17 protein-coding genes are annotated in these 17,092 nt (G+C 68.4%); 13 read left to right on the top strand and 4 right to left on the bottom strand.

The annotated features are described in order from the left end of the window. Positions 1 to 430: 430 nt before the first annotated feature. Both APZ21_RS30445 and APZ21_RS30440 read right to left on the bottom strand, forming a co-directional pair. Positions 431 to 1,264, bottom strand: coding sequence for an SDR family oxidoreductase (locus tag APZ21_RS30445; RefSeq protein ID WP_054816736.1), 834 nt, complete (start codon positions 1,262 to 1,264; stop codon positions 431 to 433). After that, complete coding sequence (locus APZ21_RS30440) at positions 1,261 to 2,826, bottom strand: aldehyde dehydrogenase family protein (RefSeq protein WP_054816735.1); 1,566 nt, start codon at positions 2,824 to 2,826, stop codon at positions 1,261 to 1,263. Before APZ21_RS30440 ends, APZ21_RS30445 begins: the two co-directional genes overlap by 4 nt. A 175-nt stretch (positions 2,827 to 3,001) precedes the next feature. Here APZ21_RS30440 and APZ21_RS30435 point away from each other — a divergent pair, with 175 nt between their 5' ends. Beyond that, positions 3,002 to 4,300: a PucR family transcriptional regulator gene (locus APZ21_RS30435; protein WP_054816734.1), complete on the top strand. Its 1,299-nt coding sequence runs from the start codon at positions 3,002 to 3,004 to the stop codon at positions 4,298 to 4,300. 21 nt (positions 4,301 to 4,321) lie between these two features. Here APZ21_RS30435 and APZ21_RS30430 read toward each other — a convergent pair whose 3' ends face one another. Next, positions 4,322 to 4,567: a DUF2277 domain-containing protein gene (locus tag APZ21_RS30430; protein ID WP_054816733.1), complete on the bottom strand. Its 246-nt coding sequence runs from the start codon at positions 4,565 to 4,567 to the stop codon at positions 4,322 to 4,324. A 129-nt stretch (positions 4,568 to 4,696) separates the two neighbouring features. Between APZ21_RS30430 and APZ21_RS30425 the strand changes: the two genes are divergently transcribed. Next, a complete protein-coding gene (locus APZ21_RS30425) occupies positions 4,697 to 5,518 on the top strand; it encodes a DUF1266 domain-containing protein (RefSeq protein WP_054816732.1) in 822 nt (273 codons plus the stop codon). 35 nt (positions 5,519 to 5,553) lie between these two features. Here APZ21_RS30425 and APZ21_RS30420 read toward each other — a convergent pair whose 3' ends face one another. After that, complete coding sequence (locus APZ21_RS30420; RefSeq protein ID WP_054816731.1) at positions 5,554 to 6,492, bottom strand: hypothetical protein; 939 nt, start codon at positions 6,490 to 6,492, stop codon at positions 5,554 to 5,556. A 413-nt stretch (positions 6,493 to 6,905) separates the two neighbouring features. Here APZ21_RS30420 and ftsH point away from each other — a divergent pair, with 413 nt between their 5' ends. The 11 genes from ftsH to APZ21_RS30365 all read left to right on the top strand — a co-directional run bounded on the left by ftsH (position 6,906) and on the right by APZ21_RS30365 (position 17,075). Continuing rightward, positions 6,906 to 9,260: an ATP-dependent zinc metalloprotease FtsH gene (ftsH, locus tag APZ21_RS30415; RefSeq protein ID WP_054816730.1), complete on the top strand. Its 2,355-nt coding sequence runs from the start codon at positions 6,906 to 6,908 to the stop codon at positions 9,258 to 9,260. Positions 9,261 to 9,471: 211 nt separating this feature from the next. After that, positions 9,472 to 10,062, top strand: a complete 591-nt coding sequence (gene folE, locus APZ21_RS30410; RefSeq protein WP_174553595.1) for a GTP cyclohydrolase I FolE — start codon at positions 9,472 to 9,474, stop codon at positions 10,060 to 10,062. Between the two features lie 100 nt (positions 10,063 to 10,162). Next, on the top strand, positions 10,163 to 10,975 hold the full coding sequence (gene folP / locus APZ21_RS30405) for a dihydropteroate synthase (protein WP_054816728.1): 813 nt from the start codon (positions 10,163 to 10,165) through the stop codon (positions 10,973 to 10,975). Next, a complete protein-coding gene (gene folB, locus APZ21_RS30400) occupies positions 10,972 to 11,349 on the top strand; it encodes a dihydroneopterin aldolase (RefSeq protein ID WP_054816727.1) in 378 nt (125 codons plus the stop codon). The genes folP and folB overlap by 4 nt, the downstream gene beginning before the upstream one ends. After that, complete coding sequence (gene folK / locus APZ21_RS30395; RefSeq protein WP_054816726.1) at positions 11,346 to 11,876, top strand: 2-amino-4-hydroxy-6-hydroxymethyldihydropteridine diphosphokinase; 531 nt, start codon at positions 11,346 to 11,348, stop codon at positions 11,874 to 11,876. Before folB ends, folK begins: the two co-directional genes overlap by 4 nt. Further along, positions 11,873 to 12,349 carry a DUF3180 domain-containing protein gene (locus APZ21_RS30390; RefSeq protein ID WP_054816774.1) on the top strand — a complete coding sequence of 159 codons (477 nt, stop codon included), beginning with the start codon at positions 11,873 to 11,875 and terminating at the stop codon, positions 12,347 to 12,349. The genes folK and APZ21_RS30390 overlap by 4 nt, the downstream gene beginning before the upstream one ends. Before the next feature lie 70 nt (positions 12,350 to 12,419). After that, positions 12,420 to 13,799 (top strand): DUF6779 domain-containing protein, encoded by a 1,380-nt coding sequence (locus APZ21_RS30385; RefSeq protein WP_156371406.1) that lies wholly within the window; start codon positions 12,420 to 12,422, stop codon positions 13,797 to 13,799. Between the two features lie 125 nt (positions 13,800 to 13,924). After that, complete coding sequence (locus tag APZ21_RS30380) at positions 13,925 to 14,878, top strand: Rossmann-like and DUF2520 domain-containing protein (protein ID WP_239476910.1); 954 nt, start codon at positions 13,925 to 13,927, stop codon at positions 14,876 to 14,878. Beyond that, positions 14,875 to 15,819: a pantoate--beta-alanine ligase gene (gene panC / locus APZ21_RS30375; RefSeq protein WP_054816724.1), complete on the top strand. Its 945-nt coding sequence runs from the start codon at positions 14,875 to 14,877 to the stop codon at positions 15,817 to 15,819. The genes APZ21_RS30380 and panC overlap by 4 nt, the downstream gene beginning before the upstream one ends. 14 nt (positions 15,820 to 15,833) lie before the next feature. Next, entirely contained in the window at positions 15,834 to 16,253 is a 420-nt protein-coding gene (panD, locus tag APZ21_RS30370) for an aspartate 1-decarboxylase (RefSeq protein WP_054816723.1), read from the top strand. A gap of 30 nt (positions 16,254 to 16,283) precedes the next feature. Beyond that, positions 16,284 to 17,075: a type III pantothenate kinase gene (locus APZ21_RS30365; protein ID WP_054816722.1), complete on the top strand. Its 792-nt coding sequence runs from the start codon at positions 16,284 to 16,286 to the stop codon at positions 17,073 to 17,075. The last annotated feature ends 17 nt before the right edge of the window (positions 17,076 to 17,092 follow it).

Raw genomic sequence — 17,092 nt, 5'->3', positions numbered from 1 at the left:
TCAGAATTGGTCGGGAATTTCCAGCCTAATCAGGCCGAAAAGTTCGAATAGTGGTCAAGAAACAGTCGACAGGTTTGTTAGACCCAGCATATTGCTTGCGTCGGTCCTCTGCATCACCGTCGGGGCTAATCTTCGGCATCCAGGCGTCTTCGGGGCGCGATCCGAATTGATGGTCGCTTGACCAGCGAATATGTGTGTTACTTCGCGTTCGCGTAAGGGTTGCGTCCGATGGGATCGGCGGCTCGGTGATCCGCCGGAGAATTGGTCGGATGTTTTGTGAGCGATATCTCGCGGCAGTTGTGTGATATTAGTCACAGATCGGTTTGAGTCATCGGGCAGATGCTCGAGCCGCCGGTCACGACACGGCCCGCGGCGCATACGACGAGGGCGCCGGAGTCGACTCCGGCGCCCTCGTGCTGCGGGTGCGCGATCAGCGACCGCGGGCCCGCTCCTCGTATGCCCGGCGTCGTTCGGTGTCGACATCGTCGAGGAAGGCGTGACCCGCGCCGAGTCCGCGGGCGATCGCATCGCCGAGCGACTCCGGCAGGAACCCGACCGTCCGCGAGATGACACCCGCCACCCGCGTCACCCTGACCTTCGACTTCGGCGCGCGGATCAGTCCGACGATCGCCGCGGCGACCTCCTCGGGTTCGGCCGCGCGCATGATCCTCGGCGCGGTCACCCCCGAACCCAATTCGGTATTCGTGAGCGTCGGCAGCACCGAGGAGATGTGCACGCCGGTGCCCCGGTATTCCTCGCGCAGGGTGTCGGAGAATCCGAGGACCGCGTGTTTGCTGGCGTTGTAGGTGGCGAGTCCGGGAATGTGGCTCTCGCCCGCGAGCGAGGCGATGTTTATGACATGCCCGCTTCGTCGCGGCAGCATCCTGGCCAGTGCGAGCTTGGACCCGAGAATCACGCCGTAGACATTGATGTCGAGAATTCGGCGGGTGATCGCGTCGGGTTCCTCGACCAGTTTGCCGGTCGGCATGATGCCCGCATTGTTGATCAGCACGTCGACCGGGCCGACCGTGCGCTCCACCTCGTCCAGGAAGGATTCGAAGGAGGCGGCGTCGGTGACATCGAGGCGGCCGTAGAACTCGAAATCGCGCGCCGTCCCGGATTCCTTGACGGTGGTCTCGTCGATGTCGCCGATGGCGACGCGGGCGCCGAGACCGTGCAATGTGGTCGCGGTGGCCAACCCGATACCGCGCGCGCCGCCGGTGATGACGACGACCTTGCCCGCCACCCGATCCGCGGCGCTCACTTGCGGTCCCTGGTCAACTTGCGCAGCGCGGGCAGATCCACCCGGCGCAGGCCGCGCGCACCGGCCGCGCGCATGGCGCCGAGTGCCACGAGCAGGTTCGACGGTTTGACCGGGTACCAGAACAGTTCCCGCTGCTGCGTCGGCAGGATCGGTTTGGTGATGGCCTGCTGGCGGCAATACTTTCGCACGCCGTTCGCCCCGCCCCAGCGCGCGCCGACGCCGGACTGTCCCCAGCCGCCCATCGGCAGCGCGTAGGAGAACAGGTTGGCGAAGACGTCATTGATATTGACCGCGCCCGCGTTCAGTTGCCGCGCGACGCGCTCGCCGCGCTCCTTGTCGCCGGTCCAGACCGAAGCCGATAGACCGTAGATCGAGTCGTTGGCCAATCGGATGGCCTCGGCCTCGTCGGCCACCTTCATGACCGGCAGGGTCGGCCCGAAGGTCTCCTCGGCCACACACGACATGCCGTGGTCGACGTCGACCAGCACGGTCGGCTCGAAGAAGGTGCCCTGACCGGTGCGCTTACCGCCGGTGAGCACCTTGGCCCCGGCCGCGACGGCCTCGTCCACGTGTCGCTGCACGATGGCTACCTGGTTCTCGTTGGCCAACGCGCCCACGTCGTGGTTGAGGCCGCGGCCGTCGATGCCCTGGCGCAGCGCCCGCACATCGGCGGTGAGCTTGGCGACGAATTCGTCGTAGACCGGTGCCTCGACGTAGACCCGCTCGACCGAGATGCACACCTGACCCGCGTTGAACATGCCGCCGAAGGCGATGCCGTGCGCGGCGCGGTCGAGATCGGCGTCGGCCAGCACGATGGCCGGATCCTTGCCGCCGAGTTCGAGGCTGTAGGGGATCAACCGGTCCACGCAGGCCGCGGCGATCTTGCGGCCGGTCGCCGTCGAACCGGTGAACTGGATATAGTCGGCATTGCCCACCACCGCCGCGCCGGTCGCGCCGCCGCCGGTGACCACCGTGAAGACCGGCGGCGCGCCGATCTCGGCCCAGCCGCGCGCCAGTTCCAACGCCGAGAGCGGCGTGACCTCGGAGGGCTTGAGAATGACCGCCGCGCCCGCGGCCAGCGCGGGCGCCACGTCCATGATCGGCATGGCGAGCGGGAAGTTCCACGGCGTGATCACGCCGACCACCGGGTACGGCCGATAGACCGTGGTCAGCTTCTTGACCCTGGCCAGCGGGCTGTGTGGGGACGGGTGGTCGTCGGCCAGGAACTTGGCCGCCCGGCGGGCGTAGTAGCCGATCAGATCCGCGCCGAAGGACGGGTCGATCAGTGCGTCGGCCCGGGGTTTGGAGGTCTCCGATTGCAGGACGTCGGCGAGGTGTTCGGTGTTGTCGATCAGCCAGTCCTGGAGTTTGAGCAACCATTCCTTGCGGCCGTCAGGTCCGATGGCCTCCCATTCCGGCTGGAAGAGCCGCAATTCGCGCACGGCGGCGGCGACGTCGTCGGCGCTGCGGTCGGCCACGCTGCCGACGATCTCCCCGGTTCCGGGATTGCGCACCTCGATTACGGCGGCGGGGGCGGCTTGCGCCCGCTCGGTATTGGTCACTGCTGTTCTCCCACTGACGTTGTGCTGTGAACCGCGGCGAACCGATCACTGTGAATCAGCTCACTGTTCTATGATCGTGGCACAATCCGTGTGGACATTCTTGGCCGCTCATGTCAAGGAACCTCGTAGTTCTTGTACTCGGGAACCAAACGCGCGACAGATAGGGGTACCGGCCATGGCCGCGGCACCGGAACGGGTCGGAGCCGACAGCGAACTGGTTCGCACCTGGCTGGCCGAATACGTCTTCGAGACCATGCGCACCGAGACCCTCGAACAGGTAGTCGACCGCCTCGACAACGCCATCATCGCGCAAGTACCCGAACTCGCCGACCGTGATATGCGCCGTGACCTGGCCGCGAGCACCCGAGCCCATGCCAGGACCATGCTCGGCGGACTCACCGCCGACGGCCTCGAATTCGTGCTGCCGGAGGAGGCGCACGTCCTCGCGCGCACCATCGCCCGCCGCGGCTTCGAACTGCGCGTGCTGTTGCGGACATACCACGTCGGCATGGACGCCGTTCTCGACTACATGACCGATGCGGTCGACCAGCGCCGGGCGCCGCCGGAGATCGAACGCGCCGTCTTGTTGCGTCTGTTCGACCGCACCACCAAATGGATCAGCATGTCGGTGGAACGGCTCACCGACACCTACATGGAGGAACGCGAACGGGTGCTGCGCGCGGCGCTGAACCGGCGCACCGAAACCGTGCGCGCGGTGCTGGCGGGCGACGACATCGATGTCGAGCAGGCATCGGCGCGACTCGGCTACCGGCTATCGCAGTACCATCTCGCCTTCGTGCTGTGGACCGACGAACCCGGAACCGATCCCGGCGCCGACGGCGAGATGATCGGCCTGCTCGACCGGGTCGCCACCCGATTGACCGGTGCGATCGGCAGCGGACGGGTACTGACCATGCCCTCGGGGGCGACCGGCGTGTGGGCGTGGGCCGGTTTCGACGACGCGGTGCTCGCGGCCGACCTGGCCGCGCCCGGCGCGCTCGACCGGGTCGCGTTCGGAGTGGTCGAGGCGCCGGTGCGGGTGGCCTTCGGTGTGCCCGCACCGCACGTCGCCGGATTCCGCGACAGTCACCGGGAGGCGGTGGCCGCGCGTCAGGTCGCCGAACGGGGACCGCTCGGCCTCGGTTCGCGGGTCATCGCCTACCGCGGTATCGAGGTCGCCTACCTGGCGGGCGCCGACGAGGCGGCCATGCGTGGACTTGTCACCCGGGAACTGCGCGCGCTCGCGGGCCGCGACGCCAATTCCGCGCGGCTGCGCGAGACGCTGCACGCCTATCTGGTGGCCCATCGCAGCCCCGAGGGCACCGCGAAACTACTCGGCGTGCACAAGAACACCGTGCGCTACCGGATCCAGCGCATCGAGGAACTGCTCGGCCATCCCATCGAACAACGCGGGCTGCCCCTCGAGATCGCGCTGGCCTGCGTCGAGGCGTACGGACTCGACGTGCTGGGCTGAATCCGCGGTGTCGGACCCGGGCTAATCCGAACCCGCGCGCAGCGGCGAATCCGCGGCGGAGGGCGTCGGATGGTTCGGCAGATCCGCCAGTAGCTGCGTGGTGGCGGCGGCGATGGCCGTGACCGCCTTGTCGACCGCGGCCTTGGTTGTGGTGCTCAGGCCGGAGACACCACCGACCGTGCGCACGTACTGCAGTGCGGCAGCGTAGATTTCCTGCTCGGTTGCGGCAGGTTCGAGACCACGCAAGAGGGTGATGTTGTCACGCATGCGAGCAGATTAGTCCTCGGCTATGCGATACGGCAGGACAAGTTTGCGACTGTGTGAAAATCTCCGGACCGCGCGGGCGATTGACACAACTGCCGGACCCGCGCACATCGATGGGGAACAATCGAAACCATGCCTGCCCGCGGTGTACCCCCGTTGTCCACATTCCCCTACGAAGAACTCGACAAACGGGAAGCCGATCACTGGTCGGGGGCCGCGATCTCCAACGACGAGCTGCGCGCCCTCGCCCTCGGCGGCTTCTACTCCGCGCGCTGGGACGCCTTCCACGACGCGCTGCTGCTCGGCCCCGAGCGCGACCATCCGCTCGGTGACCGGCGCGAACTCGCCATCGACACGCTGACCGGAGCCTGGGGCATCACCGACGGCACCGAGGCGAAGGCGTCGATGGAGCAGTTGCTCGAGGGGATGCACGCCCCGCTGTACGCCTTGGTGCACCCGCTGGTGATGGCCTCCATCAATGCCAGCGAACGGGATCGTTTCGGCGAGCGCGCCGACCGGCACCGCGCCTTCCTGCGTCAGGTCGGCTCGTTCCGCGGTATGGACAATCCGGAGGCGCTGGTCCGCGACTACGACATCTGGTCGCAGGCCATCAAGATCGGTTTCACCGACCATCTGGCCCGGCCGCTGCCGAGTGACATCCACGCCTGGGATCTGGCGCGGGTGGTCGCGGTGGCGCGGATGGCCTTCACCGCCGGATATCTCGATGCCGACACGGCCTGGGGTTATCTGTCGCGCGCCCTGCCGGTCGCGCAGCGCAAGTACCGGAACTGGCGACAGTTCGGCGATGCCTATCTGGCGGGCTGGACCTACTGGCAGGCGTGCGAGGATCTCGCCGAACTCAAGAACGGCGGGGTCGACCGGCGCATGGAACTGCTGCGGCTGTGGTTGCGGCCGACCAGTCCGTGGCGGCGGATCAGCCTCAACGGCGACTGAACCGACCCGGCGGCGCCGCCGGGTCGGCCGCCGGGTCAGCCGCCGTCGGGCAGCGAACGCAGGATGCCGCGTCCGTACCGCTGGAACTGCGCGTCGTCGACCATCCCGAGGGAATGGCGCTCGACCAGCAGCTCCCATTCCGAATACAGCTGAGCGACCCCGGGGTCGGCGGGTCCGGCCGCACCGTCGGCGGCCTCGCGTCGTACCGCGAAGTTAACCGCGCAGGTCACCCGGTCGGTATCGGCGCGCTCGGCGCCGGTGAAGTGCAGGGTGACATGGCCGTCGTGCACGTCCATACCCGATTCACCGCGCGCGCCGATCTCGCCGGGAGCCGGTCCCTCGGTGGTGCGGGCCCACAGCACCACCGGAATCGGCAGCTCATGGGCATAGCGGTCGGCTGGGTCGATGGAGATGAACAGCAGTCGCCCGGTGGTCGCGGCCAGCAGGCCGTGGCCGCGACCGGCGGGCGGATGCGCCTGCGCGATGGCGGTCTCCAGCACGTACTCGTCGGCGGTGACGTAGCGGTTGAGGGCGGCCACAGCGGATCCGGCCTCGCGGCGCGGCGACATCCGGCGCACCGCGCGATCCACGTCGGCGCGGGTCGGTCCGTTCTTGGCCCAGGTCGGTGCGGGCGGATTCAGGTCCGGCGCGGCCACGTCGATACGCCGGCTCGCCATGATCTGGGTATTGATCCGTTCGACGATCTGCGCGGCGGCGGGAACGTCGTGCTCGGCGATGAGCACCGGCAGCGGCGTGCGATCCGCGGGCACGCCGGTCAGGACCGGGGTGGGGTAGCGCAGATATATCTCGATGACGACCGCGTCGTCGGCGCGCCGGTTGAGTCTGACCTTCAGCAGGTCGGTGACCGGTACGTCGAGCACACGCTCGCCTTCGTTGCCGGGGCGTAGGACGATCAGGCGTCCGCGCCCGTGGCGCACTATCGCTGTGGGTGTCCGTAGCTCGACTATGTCCATACCCCCTGCGCTCTGGTCTGTCGCGGAGTTCGCGGGGTCGCGCTTCCGCCTGCGTACCCGCTGTGGCGGGATTACTCGCTGTCTACCCGGGTTCCGCCGCGTGCTCTCCTTCTCGGTCCGGTTCGCACCGGGATGTTGTGTCGTCGCTCACCATAGGCCGAACGTGCCATGATTGTGACGACTCGGGGTAAACCGGAGCGAGGATCTCGGGAACCACCGTCGTTCCCCGGCCGTTTACTTGACGAACCGCACCAACTGCCTAACTGCGCGATGTATCGACTAGACCGTACGCGGTAACGTGGCATGTCCGCATCCGAACTCACCCGCGTGACGGGGGAGCCAGGGTGAGGGCGACACCGCCGCTAGGCAGAACCGGAGACACCGGAAAGGACTGGCCGCCCGGCCGACGCTCTATGAACCGCAAGACAGTGTTTCGCACTCTGGCCATAATCGCGGGCATCCTGCTCGTGGTCTATGCGTTCAGCTATTTCGGTAACGACACGCGCGGCTGGAAGAGCGTCGATACGTCGGTGGCCCTGAGCCAGCTGAACGACAAGGCCAACGTCAAGAAGGTCCAGATCGATGACCGCGAGCAGCAATTGCGGATCGAGCTGAACAAGGGCGGCGACGCCACCGAAGGTCAGACCAAGATCATCGCCAAGTATCCGGGCGGCAGTGAGACCTCGGCGCAGATCTTCGACGCGGTGCAGAAGTCCGGCGCCCCCTACGACACGGTCGTCAAACAGGAGAGCTGGTTCACCCAGATCCTGTTGCTCGTCCTGCCGATGGTGATCCTGCTCGGCCTTTTCATCGTGGTCATGGCCCGTATGCAGGGCGGTGGGCGCGGCGGCATGATGGGCTTCGGCAAGTCGAAGGCCAAACAGCTGTCCAAGGACATGCCCAAGACCACCTTCGCCGACGTGGCGGGCGCCGACGAGGCCGTCGAGGAACTGTACGAGATCAAGGACTTCCTCCAGAATCCCGTGCGCTACCAGGCGCTCGGCGCCAAGATCCCGAAGGGCGTGCTGCTCTACGGTCCGCCCGGCACCGGTAAGACGCTGCTCGCGCGCGCTGTCGCGGGCGAGGCGGGCGTGCCGTTCTTCACCATCTCCGGTTCGGACTTCGTCGAGATGTTCGTCGGCGTCGGCGCCTCGCGCGTGCGCGACCTTTTCGAGCAGGCCAAGCAGAACAGCCCCTGCATCATCTTCGTCGACGAGATCGACGCGGTCGGCCGTCAGCGCGGCGCCGGACTCGGCGGCGGCCACGACGAGCGCGAGCAGACGCTGAATCAGCTGCTGGTCGAAATGGACGGCTTCGGTGACCGCACCGGCATCATCCTCATCGCCGCGACGAACCGCCCCGACATCCTCGACCCGGCCCTGCTGCGCCCCGGCCGCTTCGACCGCCAGATCCCGGTCGGCAATCCCGACCTCGCAGGCCGCCGCGCCATCCTGCGTGTGCACTCGCAGGGCAAGCCGATCTCGTCCGAGGCCGATCTGGACGGACTCGCCAAGCGCACGGTGGGCATGTCCGGCGCGGATCTGGCCAATGTCATCAACGAGGCCGCGCTGCTCACCGCCCGCGAGAACGGCGCGGTCATCACCGGCGACGCGCTCGAGGAGTCGGTCGACCGCGTGATCGGCGGTCCGCGCCGCAAGAGCCGCATCATCAGCGAGCACGAGAAGAAGATCACCGCATACCACGAGGGCGGCCACACGCTGGCCGCCTGGGCGATGCCGGATATCGAGCCGGTCTACAAGGTCACCATCCTGGCCCGCGGCCGCACCGGCGGTCACGCCATGACGGTGCCCGAGGACGACAAGGGCCTGATGACCCGCTCGGAGATGATCGCCCGCCTGGTCATGGCGATGGGCGGCCGCGCGGCCGAGGAACTGGTGTTCCACGAGCCGACCACGGGCGCGTCCTCCGATATCGATCAGGCCACCAAGATCGCCCGCGCGATGGTGACCGAGTACGGCATGAGCTCGCGCCTCGGCGCGGTGCGCTACGGCCAGGAGCAGGGCGATCCATTCCTCGGCCGGTCCATGGGCATGGGTTCGGATTACTCGCACGAGGTCGCGGGCGCCATCGACGAGGAGGTGCGCAACCTGATCGAGGCCGCGCACACGGAGGCGTGGGCCATCCTCAACGAGTACCGCGACGTGCTCGACGTGCTGGCGACGGCGCTGCTCGAGAAGGAGACGCTGCACCGCAAGGAGTTGGAGGAGCTGCTCGCATCGGTGCAGAAGCGCCCGCGCATCACCGCTTTCAACGATTTCGGCGATCGCACGCCCTCGGACAAGCCGCCGGTGAAGACACCGGGCGAACTGGCCGCCGAGCGCGGCGAGACCTGGCCGCCGGAGGTGGCGCCGCTGCCCGCCGCCGCGGCCACCGCCCAGCGCGAACCCGCGCCTGCCAACGGCTATCCGCCGGACGGTTATCAGGGTCAGCCCGTCTACGGGCGGCCGATGCCTCCGCCGCCCGGTGGCGGTTATCCGCTACCGCAACCGCCCACCCAGGCGTATCCGCGTCCGGGCGGTGGCACCCACGGGTCGCGTCCCGATTACGGCGCCCCGGCCGGCTGGTCCGCCCCCGGCTGGCCGCCGCGCGATGAGCCGTCGGGGCAGCCCGGTTACGGCGGTAGACAGGGTGAGCAGCACGGCCATCAGCCGTGGACGCCGCCGCCCGGGCAGGGCGGCTACGACGAGCCCGGTCGGCACGGCGAGACCGATAACCGCGAGTGGGACGGCCGCAACGGCAGACACTGATACCCGCGTGGTCCGCGTGTGCCGCAGACCACGCCAGGGTCCCGCACCGTTCGAGGTCGGGCGCCGATTACGCTCGACCATCGGGGTGCCAATTGATTGCAGGCGCCCGTGATTTTGGAGGTGTCCTCGATTGTCGGCCAAGCATGACATCGTCGGTCAGACGCTCAACGGCTCGGACGGGGCCGCTCACGACGGGTCCGCCGTACCGGGCCTGGTCGCTCTCGAAACCGGAAAACCCTTCGACCAGGCGCGCGCCGAGGCCGCCGTTCGTGAGCTGCTGATCGCGGTCGGCGAGGATCCCGACCGGCCGGGGCTGCTCGACACCCCGGGCCGGGTGGCGCGCGCCTATCGCGAGATGTTCGCCGGCCTCTACGAGGAGCCGGACGCGGTGCTCGCCACCACCTTCGACGAAGGCCATCAGGAACTGGTACTGGTACGCGACATCCCGCTGTACTCCACCTGCGAACACCATCTGGTGTCGTTCCATGGCGTCGCGCACGTCGGCTACATTCCCGGCCCGCACGGACGGGTCACCGGACTGTCCAAGCTGGCCCGCCTGGTCGACCTGTACGCCAAGCGTCCGCAGGTCCAGGAGCGGTTGACCAGCCAGATCGCCGACGCGATCATGCGCAGACTCGATCCCCGCGGTGCGATCGTCGTGGTCGAGGCCGAACACCTGTGCATGGCCATGCGCGGTATCCGCAAACCCGGTGCAAGTACGACCACTTCGGCCGTGCGCGGTCTACTGCAATCGAATGCCGCTTCGCGCTCCGAGGCGCTCGATCTCATACTGCGGAAGTGAGGTTGGCCACGGTGTCCGAACGCTGGGTGGTCACCGTGGAGGTGATCCGGTGACCCGAGTCGGGGCGGTGGGTCCACGGGCGGGTCGCGGCTGCGTTGTCATGGGCGTGGTGAACGTGACCAGCGACTCGTTCTCCGACGGCGGACGCTTTCTTGACGCCGATCGCGCCGTCGCGCACGGTGTCGAACTCTACGAGGCGGGCGCCGACGTGGTCGACGTCGGCGGGGAGTCCACCCGGCCCGGCGCGGTCCGCGTCGACCCAGGCACCGAAATCGCGCGGGTGGCACCGGTGATCCGCGGACTCGTCGCGGCGGGCGTGCCGACCAGCGTGGACACCATGCGCGCCGAGGTCGCCGAGGCGGCGATCGCCGCGGGTGTGTCGATCGTGAACGACGTCTCCGGTGGCCGCGCCGATCCGCACATGGTGAAAGTCCTGGCCGCCTCCGATGTTCCGTGGATCCTCATGCACTGGCGGGCCGGCGCCGACTATCGCCACACCGGTCCGGCCGATCACTACGACGACGTGGTCGCCGAGGTCCGCGCGGAATTGCACACCCAAGTCGATATCGCGGTGGCCGCCGGGGTCGACCCATCGCGGTTGATCCTCGATCCCGGACTCGGTTTCGCCAAGAACGCCGAACACAATTGGGCGCTGCTGGCGGCGCTGCCGCGCCTGACGGCCGAGGGCTTGCCGGTGCTCATCGGCGCCTCGCGCAAGCGTTTCCTCGGCGCGCTGCTTGCCGACGAATCCGGTCCGCGCCCGACGGCGGGTCGGGAGATCGCGACCGCGACCGTCTCCGCGCTGGCCGCCTGGCACGGCGCGTGGGGTGTGCGCGTACACGACGTGCGGGCCTCACTCGACGCCATCGCGGTGGCCGAGACCTGGCGGGCCGCGGGAGGGATGGCGCCGTGACCGAATCCGATCGCATCGAATTGCGCGGACTGCGCGTCTTCGGCCGTCACGGCGTCTTCGATCACGAGCGCCGCGACGGTCAGGAGTTCGTGGTCGATCTCACGGTGTCGGTCGATTTCGCCGCGGCCGCCGCCTCCGACGCTCTCTCGGACACGGTGGACTACGGCGCGCTGGCCGAGCACGCGGTGCGCGTCGTCGGCGGCACCCCGCGGAATCTGATCGAGACGGTGGTCTCCGAACTCGCCGACGAGGTGATGGCCGATCCGCGGATCCGGGCCGTCGAAGTGGTGTTGCACAAGCCGTCGGCGCCGATACCGCACACCTTCGCCGATGTCCGTGTGGTGACCACCCGAACCAGGCAGGTCGCCCCATGAGTCGTGCGGTGCTGTCGATCGGCTCGAATATGGGGGATCGGCTCGGGTATCTGCGCGGCGTCCTCGACGGTCTCGGTGACCGGGTGGTCGCGGTGTCGTCGGTGTACTCGACCGCGCCCTGGGGCGGGGTGGAACAGGACGATTATCTGAATGCCGTTGTGCTGGTCAATGATCCGGGCTACGAATGCCGGGATTGGTTGCGCGCCGGGCAGCGGCTGGAACGGGCGGCCGAGCGGGTGCGTGAGGTGCGCTGGGGCGCACGGACTCTCGACGTGGACGTGATCCGGTGCGCCGACGACGGCGGGCCGATACGCAGCGACGATCCCGAACTGAACCTGCCGCATCCGCGCGCGCACGCCAGGGCTTTCGTCCTCGCGCCGTGGGCGGAGGTCGAGCCGGATGCCGTGTTGGAGGTCGACGGGGTCGCGCGGCCGGTCGCCGAGCTGCTGGCCGCTCTGCCTGCCGCGGAGCGCGACGAGGTGCACCGGACCGAGCTGTGGCAGCCGAGCGGGGCGGGGCGCCGGTGAAACTCAAACCGACTCGGGTGCTCGACCTGGTGGCCAATGTCCTGGTCGCCGCCATTGCCGCGTGGATCGCCACCAGGGCCGCCTATGACAGCTTCCCGCCGATCTCGATCTACGCCGGTGCTTCGCTGTATCCGGTGGCCGTGCTCGAGGTCGTGCTGGCCTTCGTCATCAGGGCCAGGGTGAACGACCGCCGGATCGGCGAGGACCGGACACAGTTGCATCCGATAACCGCCGCGAGGGCGGTCGCCCTGGCGAAGGCGTCGTTGCAGGTCGGGTCGATCGCGGCGGGTGTGTGGCTGGGTTTCCTGTGCTGGGTGTTCCCGCAGCGCGGCACGTTGCGCGCGGCGGCGGCGGACGCTCCGGGGGCGGTCGTCGGCATGCTGGCAGGGGTCGCGCTGGTCGCCGCGGCCCTGTGGCTCGAGTATTGCTGCCGCGCGCCGGACGACCCGTCCGAGGATCCAGCAACTACATAGCTAACTGAAGCGTCCTGTTCGGTGCGGCACTTTGTGGGCGTGCGGCGTCATCCGGGCTACCCTGGCGTGCATGGTTTCACCCTCCCGTAGCAGCACTTCCCGTCGACGACGGGACAAAGCGGGAAAACTGTTCGTGGGCGCGTTGGTTCTACTTGGACTGGTTGCCAGCGTTTTTCTGGTTTTCAGCAATAGTCTGCAATTCGTACGGATCGGCCTGGTAGCGGCGCTGTGGGCGGCCGCGATCGGCGCGCTGGCCGCGACGAAATACCGCAAGGACGCCGCGGTCGACAAGGCGAAGGTGCGCGATCTGCAAACCGTGTACGAGTTGCAGTTGGAACGCGAGGTCACGGCGCGACGGGAGTACGAACTCGGCGTCGAGGCGAGGGTGCGCCAGGAGGTCGGCGCCGACGCCGCGGAAATGGCGGCGCTGCGCATGGAGCTGACCGTGCTGCGGCAGAATCTGCAACGCCTGTTCGACGGCGAACTGCCGATGGACCGGCCCGCACTGCACGCCGATACCACTCGCATCCAGGAATTGGAGACCGGACGCGGCGAGCCGGCGAACAATAGCTCCGTGAATGCCGACGGCGTCTGGGAGTCGCATCTGTCCAATCCGCCGCACAACAGCATGACGCCGGTCTTCAGCATGACCCCGGTCTTCGTGCCCGACCATCCCGAGCCGCCGCAGTTCGCGAGCCCATTCGACGAGCCCGTCACCGCGGAGACCTCCGTGGTGACGGCCGAATCCGATGAGGACGAGTTCGCCGAGTACGGCGACTACGAGGCCGATCGCGCCATGGCGAACGGCCTGCGCAACGACTACGAGGGCAACTACGTCACCGACAGCCACCGCATAGTCGGCTACGGCGGCGCCGGCTACGACTCCGACGGCTACGACACCGTGCGCGACAGCCCCGACACCGACGGCCCCGATGCCGATGGCTACGCCGCCGCTGGCTACGGCTCGGACGGCTACGATGCCGATGGCTACGATGCCGGTGGCTACGGCTCGGACGGCTACGCCACCGGTGGCTATGACACCGACGGCTACGACACACGAGGCAAGGACTACGACACCGTCCGCGCCGGATTCGAACCGGCGAGCCCCGACGCATACGGCGATCACCACACCGATCCGCCGCGCGGGCCCGCGGGCTGGTCCGATACCTTCGGCGATTCCGGGTCCGAATCGGAGGCGCGCGTCACCGCCGAGCCCGAACCCCTGCCCGAGTCGGCGCAGAAGAAGCCCGCCGTACCGCCGCCGGATGCGGCCGGAGCCGCCTCGCTGCCGCGTTCGCCCAAGACGGCCGCGACACCGCAGGTCGGCACCGCCGGTTCGCGCCGCCGTCGCCGCGACGACGACGATTCCGACTCCGGTTCCTCGCGCCGTCTCTCGGTCGCCGAGATCATGGCCAACCTCCAGTCGGAGAACGGCGGCGGGCGCGGGTAGCACAGATCACGCCGGGGGCCGTGGCACGAGCAAACCTCCGGCCGATATCCTCGACGCGTAACGTCTGGTACCCGCACGATCGGGACTGGAACGATATCGAGAGGACAACGTTGACCTCGAGAAGTGTGACTTCTGACAACGTGCCCGAGGACCCTGGCACGGGAGCGTCCGGATTCGACCCGGCGCCCGCACGGCTGACGGTGGGAATCGTCTCGGCGGGACGCGTGGGTTCGGCACTCGGCGCGGCGCTCGAACGAGCCGGACACGTGGTGTTCGGCGTATCGGCCATCTCCGACGCCTCCGTGCGCCGGGCGCGTGCGCGGCTGCCCGAATCCGAGATCCTCCCGGTCGAGGAAGTGGCCCGGCGCAGCGAATTGCTGCTGCTCGCGGTGCCGGACGCCGAATTGGCGGGCCTCGTGCGCGGTCTCGCGGGCGCGGGCGTCGTACGTCCGGGCACCATAGTGGCGCACACCTCCGGCGCCAACGGCGTCTCGGTACTCGCTCCGCTGGCCGCCGCGGGCGTCCTACCGCTTGCCATCCATCCGGCCATGACCTTCACCGGGCACGACGAGGATCTGGGTCGGGTCGCCAATGCCTGCTTCGGCATAACCGCCGCCGACGACGTCGGCTACGCCATAGCGCAATCGCTGGTGATCGAGATGGGCGGAGAGCCGGTGCGGGTCGCCGAGGAGAATCGTGCACTGTATCACGCCGCCCTCGCACATGGCAGCAACCATCTGGTGACCCTCATTGTCGACGCGGTCACGGTATTGCGCGAGGCGCTGTCGGGACCGGGTCTGCTCGGTCAGCAGCTGGTCGACGATCAGCCCAACGGATTGGCCGAACGACTGCTCGCCCCGCTGGCCTCCGCCGCGTTGGACAACGCGCTGCGCCGCGGTCGCGCCGCGCTGACCGGCCCGGTGGCGCGCGGAGACGTATCCGCCGTGGCCGCGCATCTGGCGGCGCTGGACGCGGTCGACCCCGGGGTGGCCGACGGCTACCGTGCCCTCTCGCTGCGCACGGCGCGCTTGGCCGAGACCGATCCCGAGTTGATCGCACTACTGGAGGGACGCCGATGACCGGTCCGACCCCGTACCGACCGGGCGAGCTGACCGTGCACCACGATCCCGCGGCGCTGAGCGCCGTGGCCAAGGCGCTGCGCGGCGTCGGTCGCACCGTCGGACTGGTGCCGACCATGGGCGCGCTGCACGAGGGTCACCTCGAGATCGTGCGCCGCGCCAAGCGCACCAATCAGGTGGTCATCGTCTCGATCTTCGTCAATCCGCTGCAATTCGGCGCGAACGAGGATCTGGACAAGTATCCGCGCACCCTCGACGCCGATGTCGAGTTGCTGCGGGCCGAGGGCGTCGATCTGGTCTTCGCGCCGAGCGTGGCCGATATGTATCCCGACGGTCCGCGCACCACCGTGCATCCGGGCCCGCTCGGGGCGGAACTCGAGGGCGCGAGCCGCCCGACGCATTTCGCGGGCATGCTCACCGTTGTCGCGAAATTGCTGTCGATCGCGCGCCCGAGCGAGGCTTTCTTCGGCGAGAAGGACTACCAGCAGCTGACCCTGATCCGGCAGATGGTGCGCGATCTGAACTTCGACGTGAAGATCGTGCCGCTGCCGACGGTCCGCGAGGCCGACGGACTCGCGCTGTCCTCGCGCAATCGCTACCTCGACCCGGGCAGGCGCGAATCGGCGCTGGCGCTCTCGGCCGCGCTCGCCGCGGGCCGCCACGCCGCGGGACTCGGCGCGCAGGCCGTGCTCGACGCCGCCCGCGCGGTGCTCGACCAGGCCACCGGCGTTGAGGTCGACTATCTCGAACTGCGTTCGGCGACCCTGGAACCGGCGCCCGCGTCGGGCAACGCCCGACTGCTCGTGGCAGGTCGGGTCGGCGCCACCAGGCTGATCGACAATGCCGCCGTGGTTCTCGGCGCCACCATCGACGGCCACCCCGCCGTATCCGAATCCCATCGCGACGGGGCAGGTTCCCCGTCGGCCCAGATCGCACGCTAGGAAAGGCGACGAAGATGTTGCGCACCATGATGAAGTCCAAGATCCACCGGGCCACCGTCACTCACGCCGATCTGCACTACGTCGGTTCGGTCACCGTCGACCAGGATCTGCTCGACGCCGCCGATCTGCTCGAGGGCGAACAGGTCTGCATCGTCGACATCGACAACGGCGCCCGGCTCGAGACCTATGTCATCGCGGGCGAGCGCGGGTCGGGTGTCATCGGTATCAACGGTGCCGCGGCGCATCTGGTCCATCCCGGTGATCTGGTCATCCTCATCGCCTACGGCATGATGGACGAGGCGGAGATCGCGGCGTACGACCCGAAGGTGGTATTCGTCGACGAGCGCAACCGGCCCACGGTGATCGGCGCCGATCCCGCGCACGCGCCGGAGGGTTCGGGGCTGACCTCGCCGCGTTCGCTGAGCTTCGCCTGACCGCGCCGCGACCCGGGAATCGGTTGAGCGATGCTGCTGACCATCGACGTCCGTAACACCAGTATCGAGTTGGGTCTGTTCTCCGGCAGCGGTGCACACGCCCGGCTGGCGCGGCATTGGCGGATGCACACCAATCCGCTGCTGACCGCCGACGAATTCGCCATGCAGGTGCGCGGTCTCGTCGGCGACGATCTCGAGCAGGTCGTTGGTGTCGCCGCGCTGTCGACCGTGCCGCCGGTGCTGCGGGAGTTGCGGGTGATGCTGGGCCGGTACTGGCATCACGTGCCGCACGTGGTGATCGAACCGGGAGTGCGGACCGGAATTCCGCTGCTGGTCGACAACCCGAAGGAGATCGGCGCCGACCGTATCGTGAATACCCTTGCCGCGCATCATCGTTTCGCCTCCGCGGCGATCGTGGTGGATTTCGGAACGGTGACCACGGTCGATCTGGTCTCGGCGAAGGGAGAATTTCTCGGCGGCGTGCTCGCACCCGGTGTGGAGATCTCCAGCGAGGCGCTGATCGAACGGGCCGCACTGCGCCGGGTGGAATTGGCCAGACCGCGCTCGGTGGTCGGGAAGAATACCGTCGAGGCCATTCAATCCGGTGCCGTGTTCGGATTCGCGGGCATGGTCGACGGGCTCATCGATCGCATTCGCGACGAGTTCGAGGCATTCGCGGGCGACGATGTCGCGGTGGTCGCCACCGGTTTCAGCGCGCCGTTGATCGTGCCGGAATCCGAGACCATCGAGCATCACGAACCGCATCTCACGCTGACCGGGTTGCGCCTGGTCTACGAGCGCAATCAGCAGCGGCGCAAATGAGCGGTGGGGTGCAGATC

Source organism: Nocardia arizonensis, assembly GCF_001310275.1.
Lineage (GTDB): Bacteria > Actinomycetota > Actinomycetes > Mycobacteriales > Mycobacteriaceae > Nocardia > Nocardia arizonensis.
Note: the sequence above shows the minus strand (reverse complement) of the source record. Positions and strands in the feature narration are given on the sequence as shown.

Bases quoted from the DNA above. Each gene is read 5' to 3' on its own strand.
- ftsH (WP_054816730.1), top strand. From the start codon at position 6,906: ATGAACCGCAAGACAGTGTTTCGCACTCTGGCCATAATCGCGGGCATC.
- folP (WP_054816728.1), top strand. From the start codon at position 10,163: ATGGGCGTGGTGAACGTGACCAGCGACTCGTTCTCCGACGGCGGACGC.
- APZ21_RS30435 (WP_054816734.1), top strand. From the start codon at position 3,002: ATGGCCGCGGCACCGGAACGGGTCGGAGCCGACAGCGAACTGGTTCGC.
- panC (WP_054816724.1), top strand. From the start codon at position 14,875: ATGACCGGTCCGACCCCGTACCGACCGGGCGAGCTGACCGTGCACCAC.
- panD (WP_054816723.1), top strand. From the start codon at position 15,834: ATGTTGCGCACCATGATGAAGTCCAAGATCCACCGGGCCACCGTCACT.
- APZ21_RS30420 (WP_054816731.1), bottom strand. From the start codon at position 6,492: ATGGACATAGTCGAGCTACGGACACCCACAGCGATAGTGCGCCACGGG.
- APZ21_RS30365 (WP_054816722.1), top strand. From the start codon at position 16,284: ATGCTGCTGACCATCGACGTCCGTAACACCAGTATCGAGTTGGGTCTG.
- APZ21_RS30430 (WP_054816733.1), bottom strand. From the start codon at position 4,567: ATGCGTGACAACATCACCCTCTTGCGTGGTCTCGAACCTGCCGCAACC.
- APZ21_RS30425 (WP_054816732.1), top strand. From the start codon at position 4,697: ATGCCTGCCCGCGGTGTACCCCCGTTGTCCACATTCCCCTACGAAGAA.
- APZ21_RS30385 (WP_156371406.1), top strand. From the start codon at position 12,420: ATGGTTTCACCCTCCCGTAGCAGCACTTCCCGTCGACGACGGGACAAA.
- folK (WP_054816726.1), top strand. From the start codon at position 11,346: ATGAGTCGTGCGGTGCTGTCGATCGGCTCGAATATGGGGGATCGGCTC.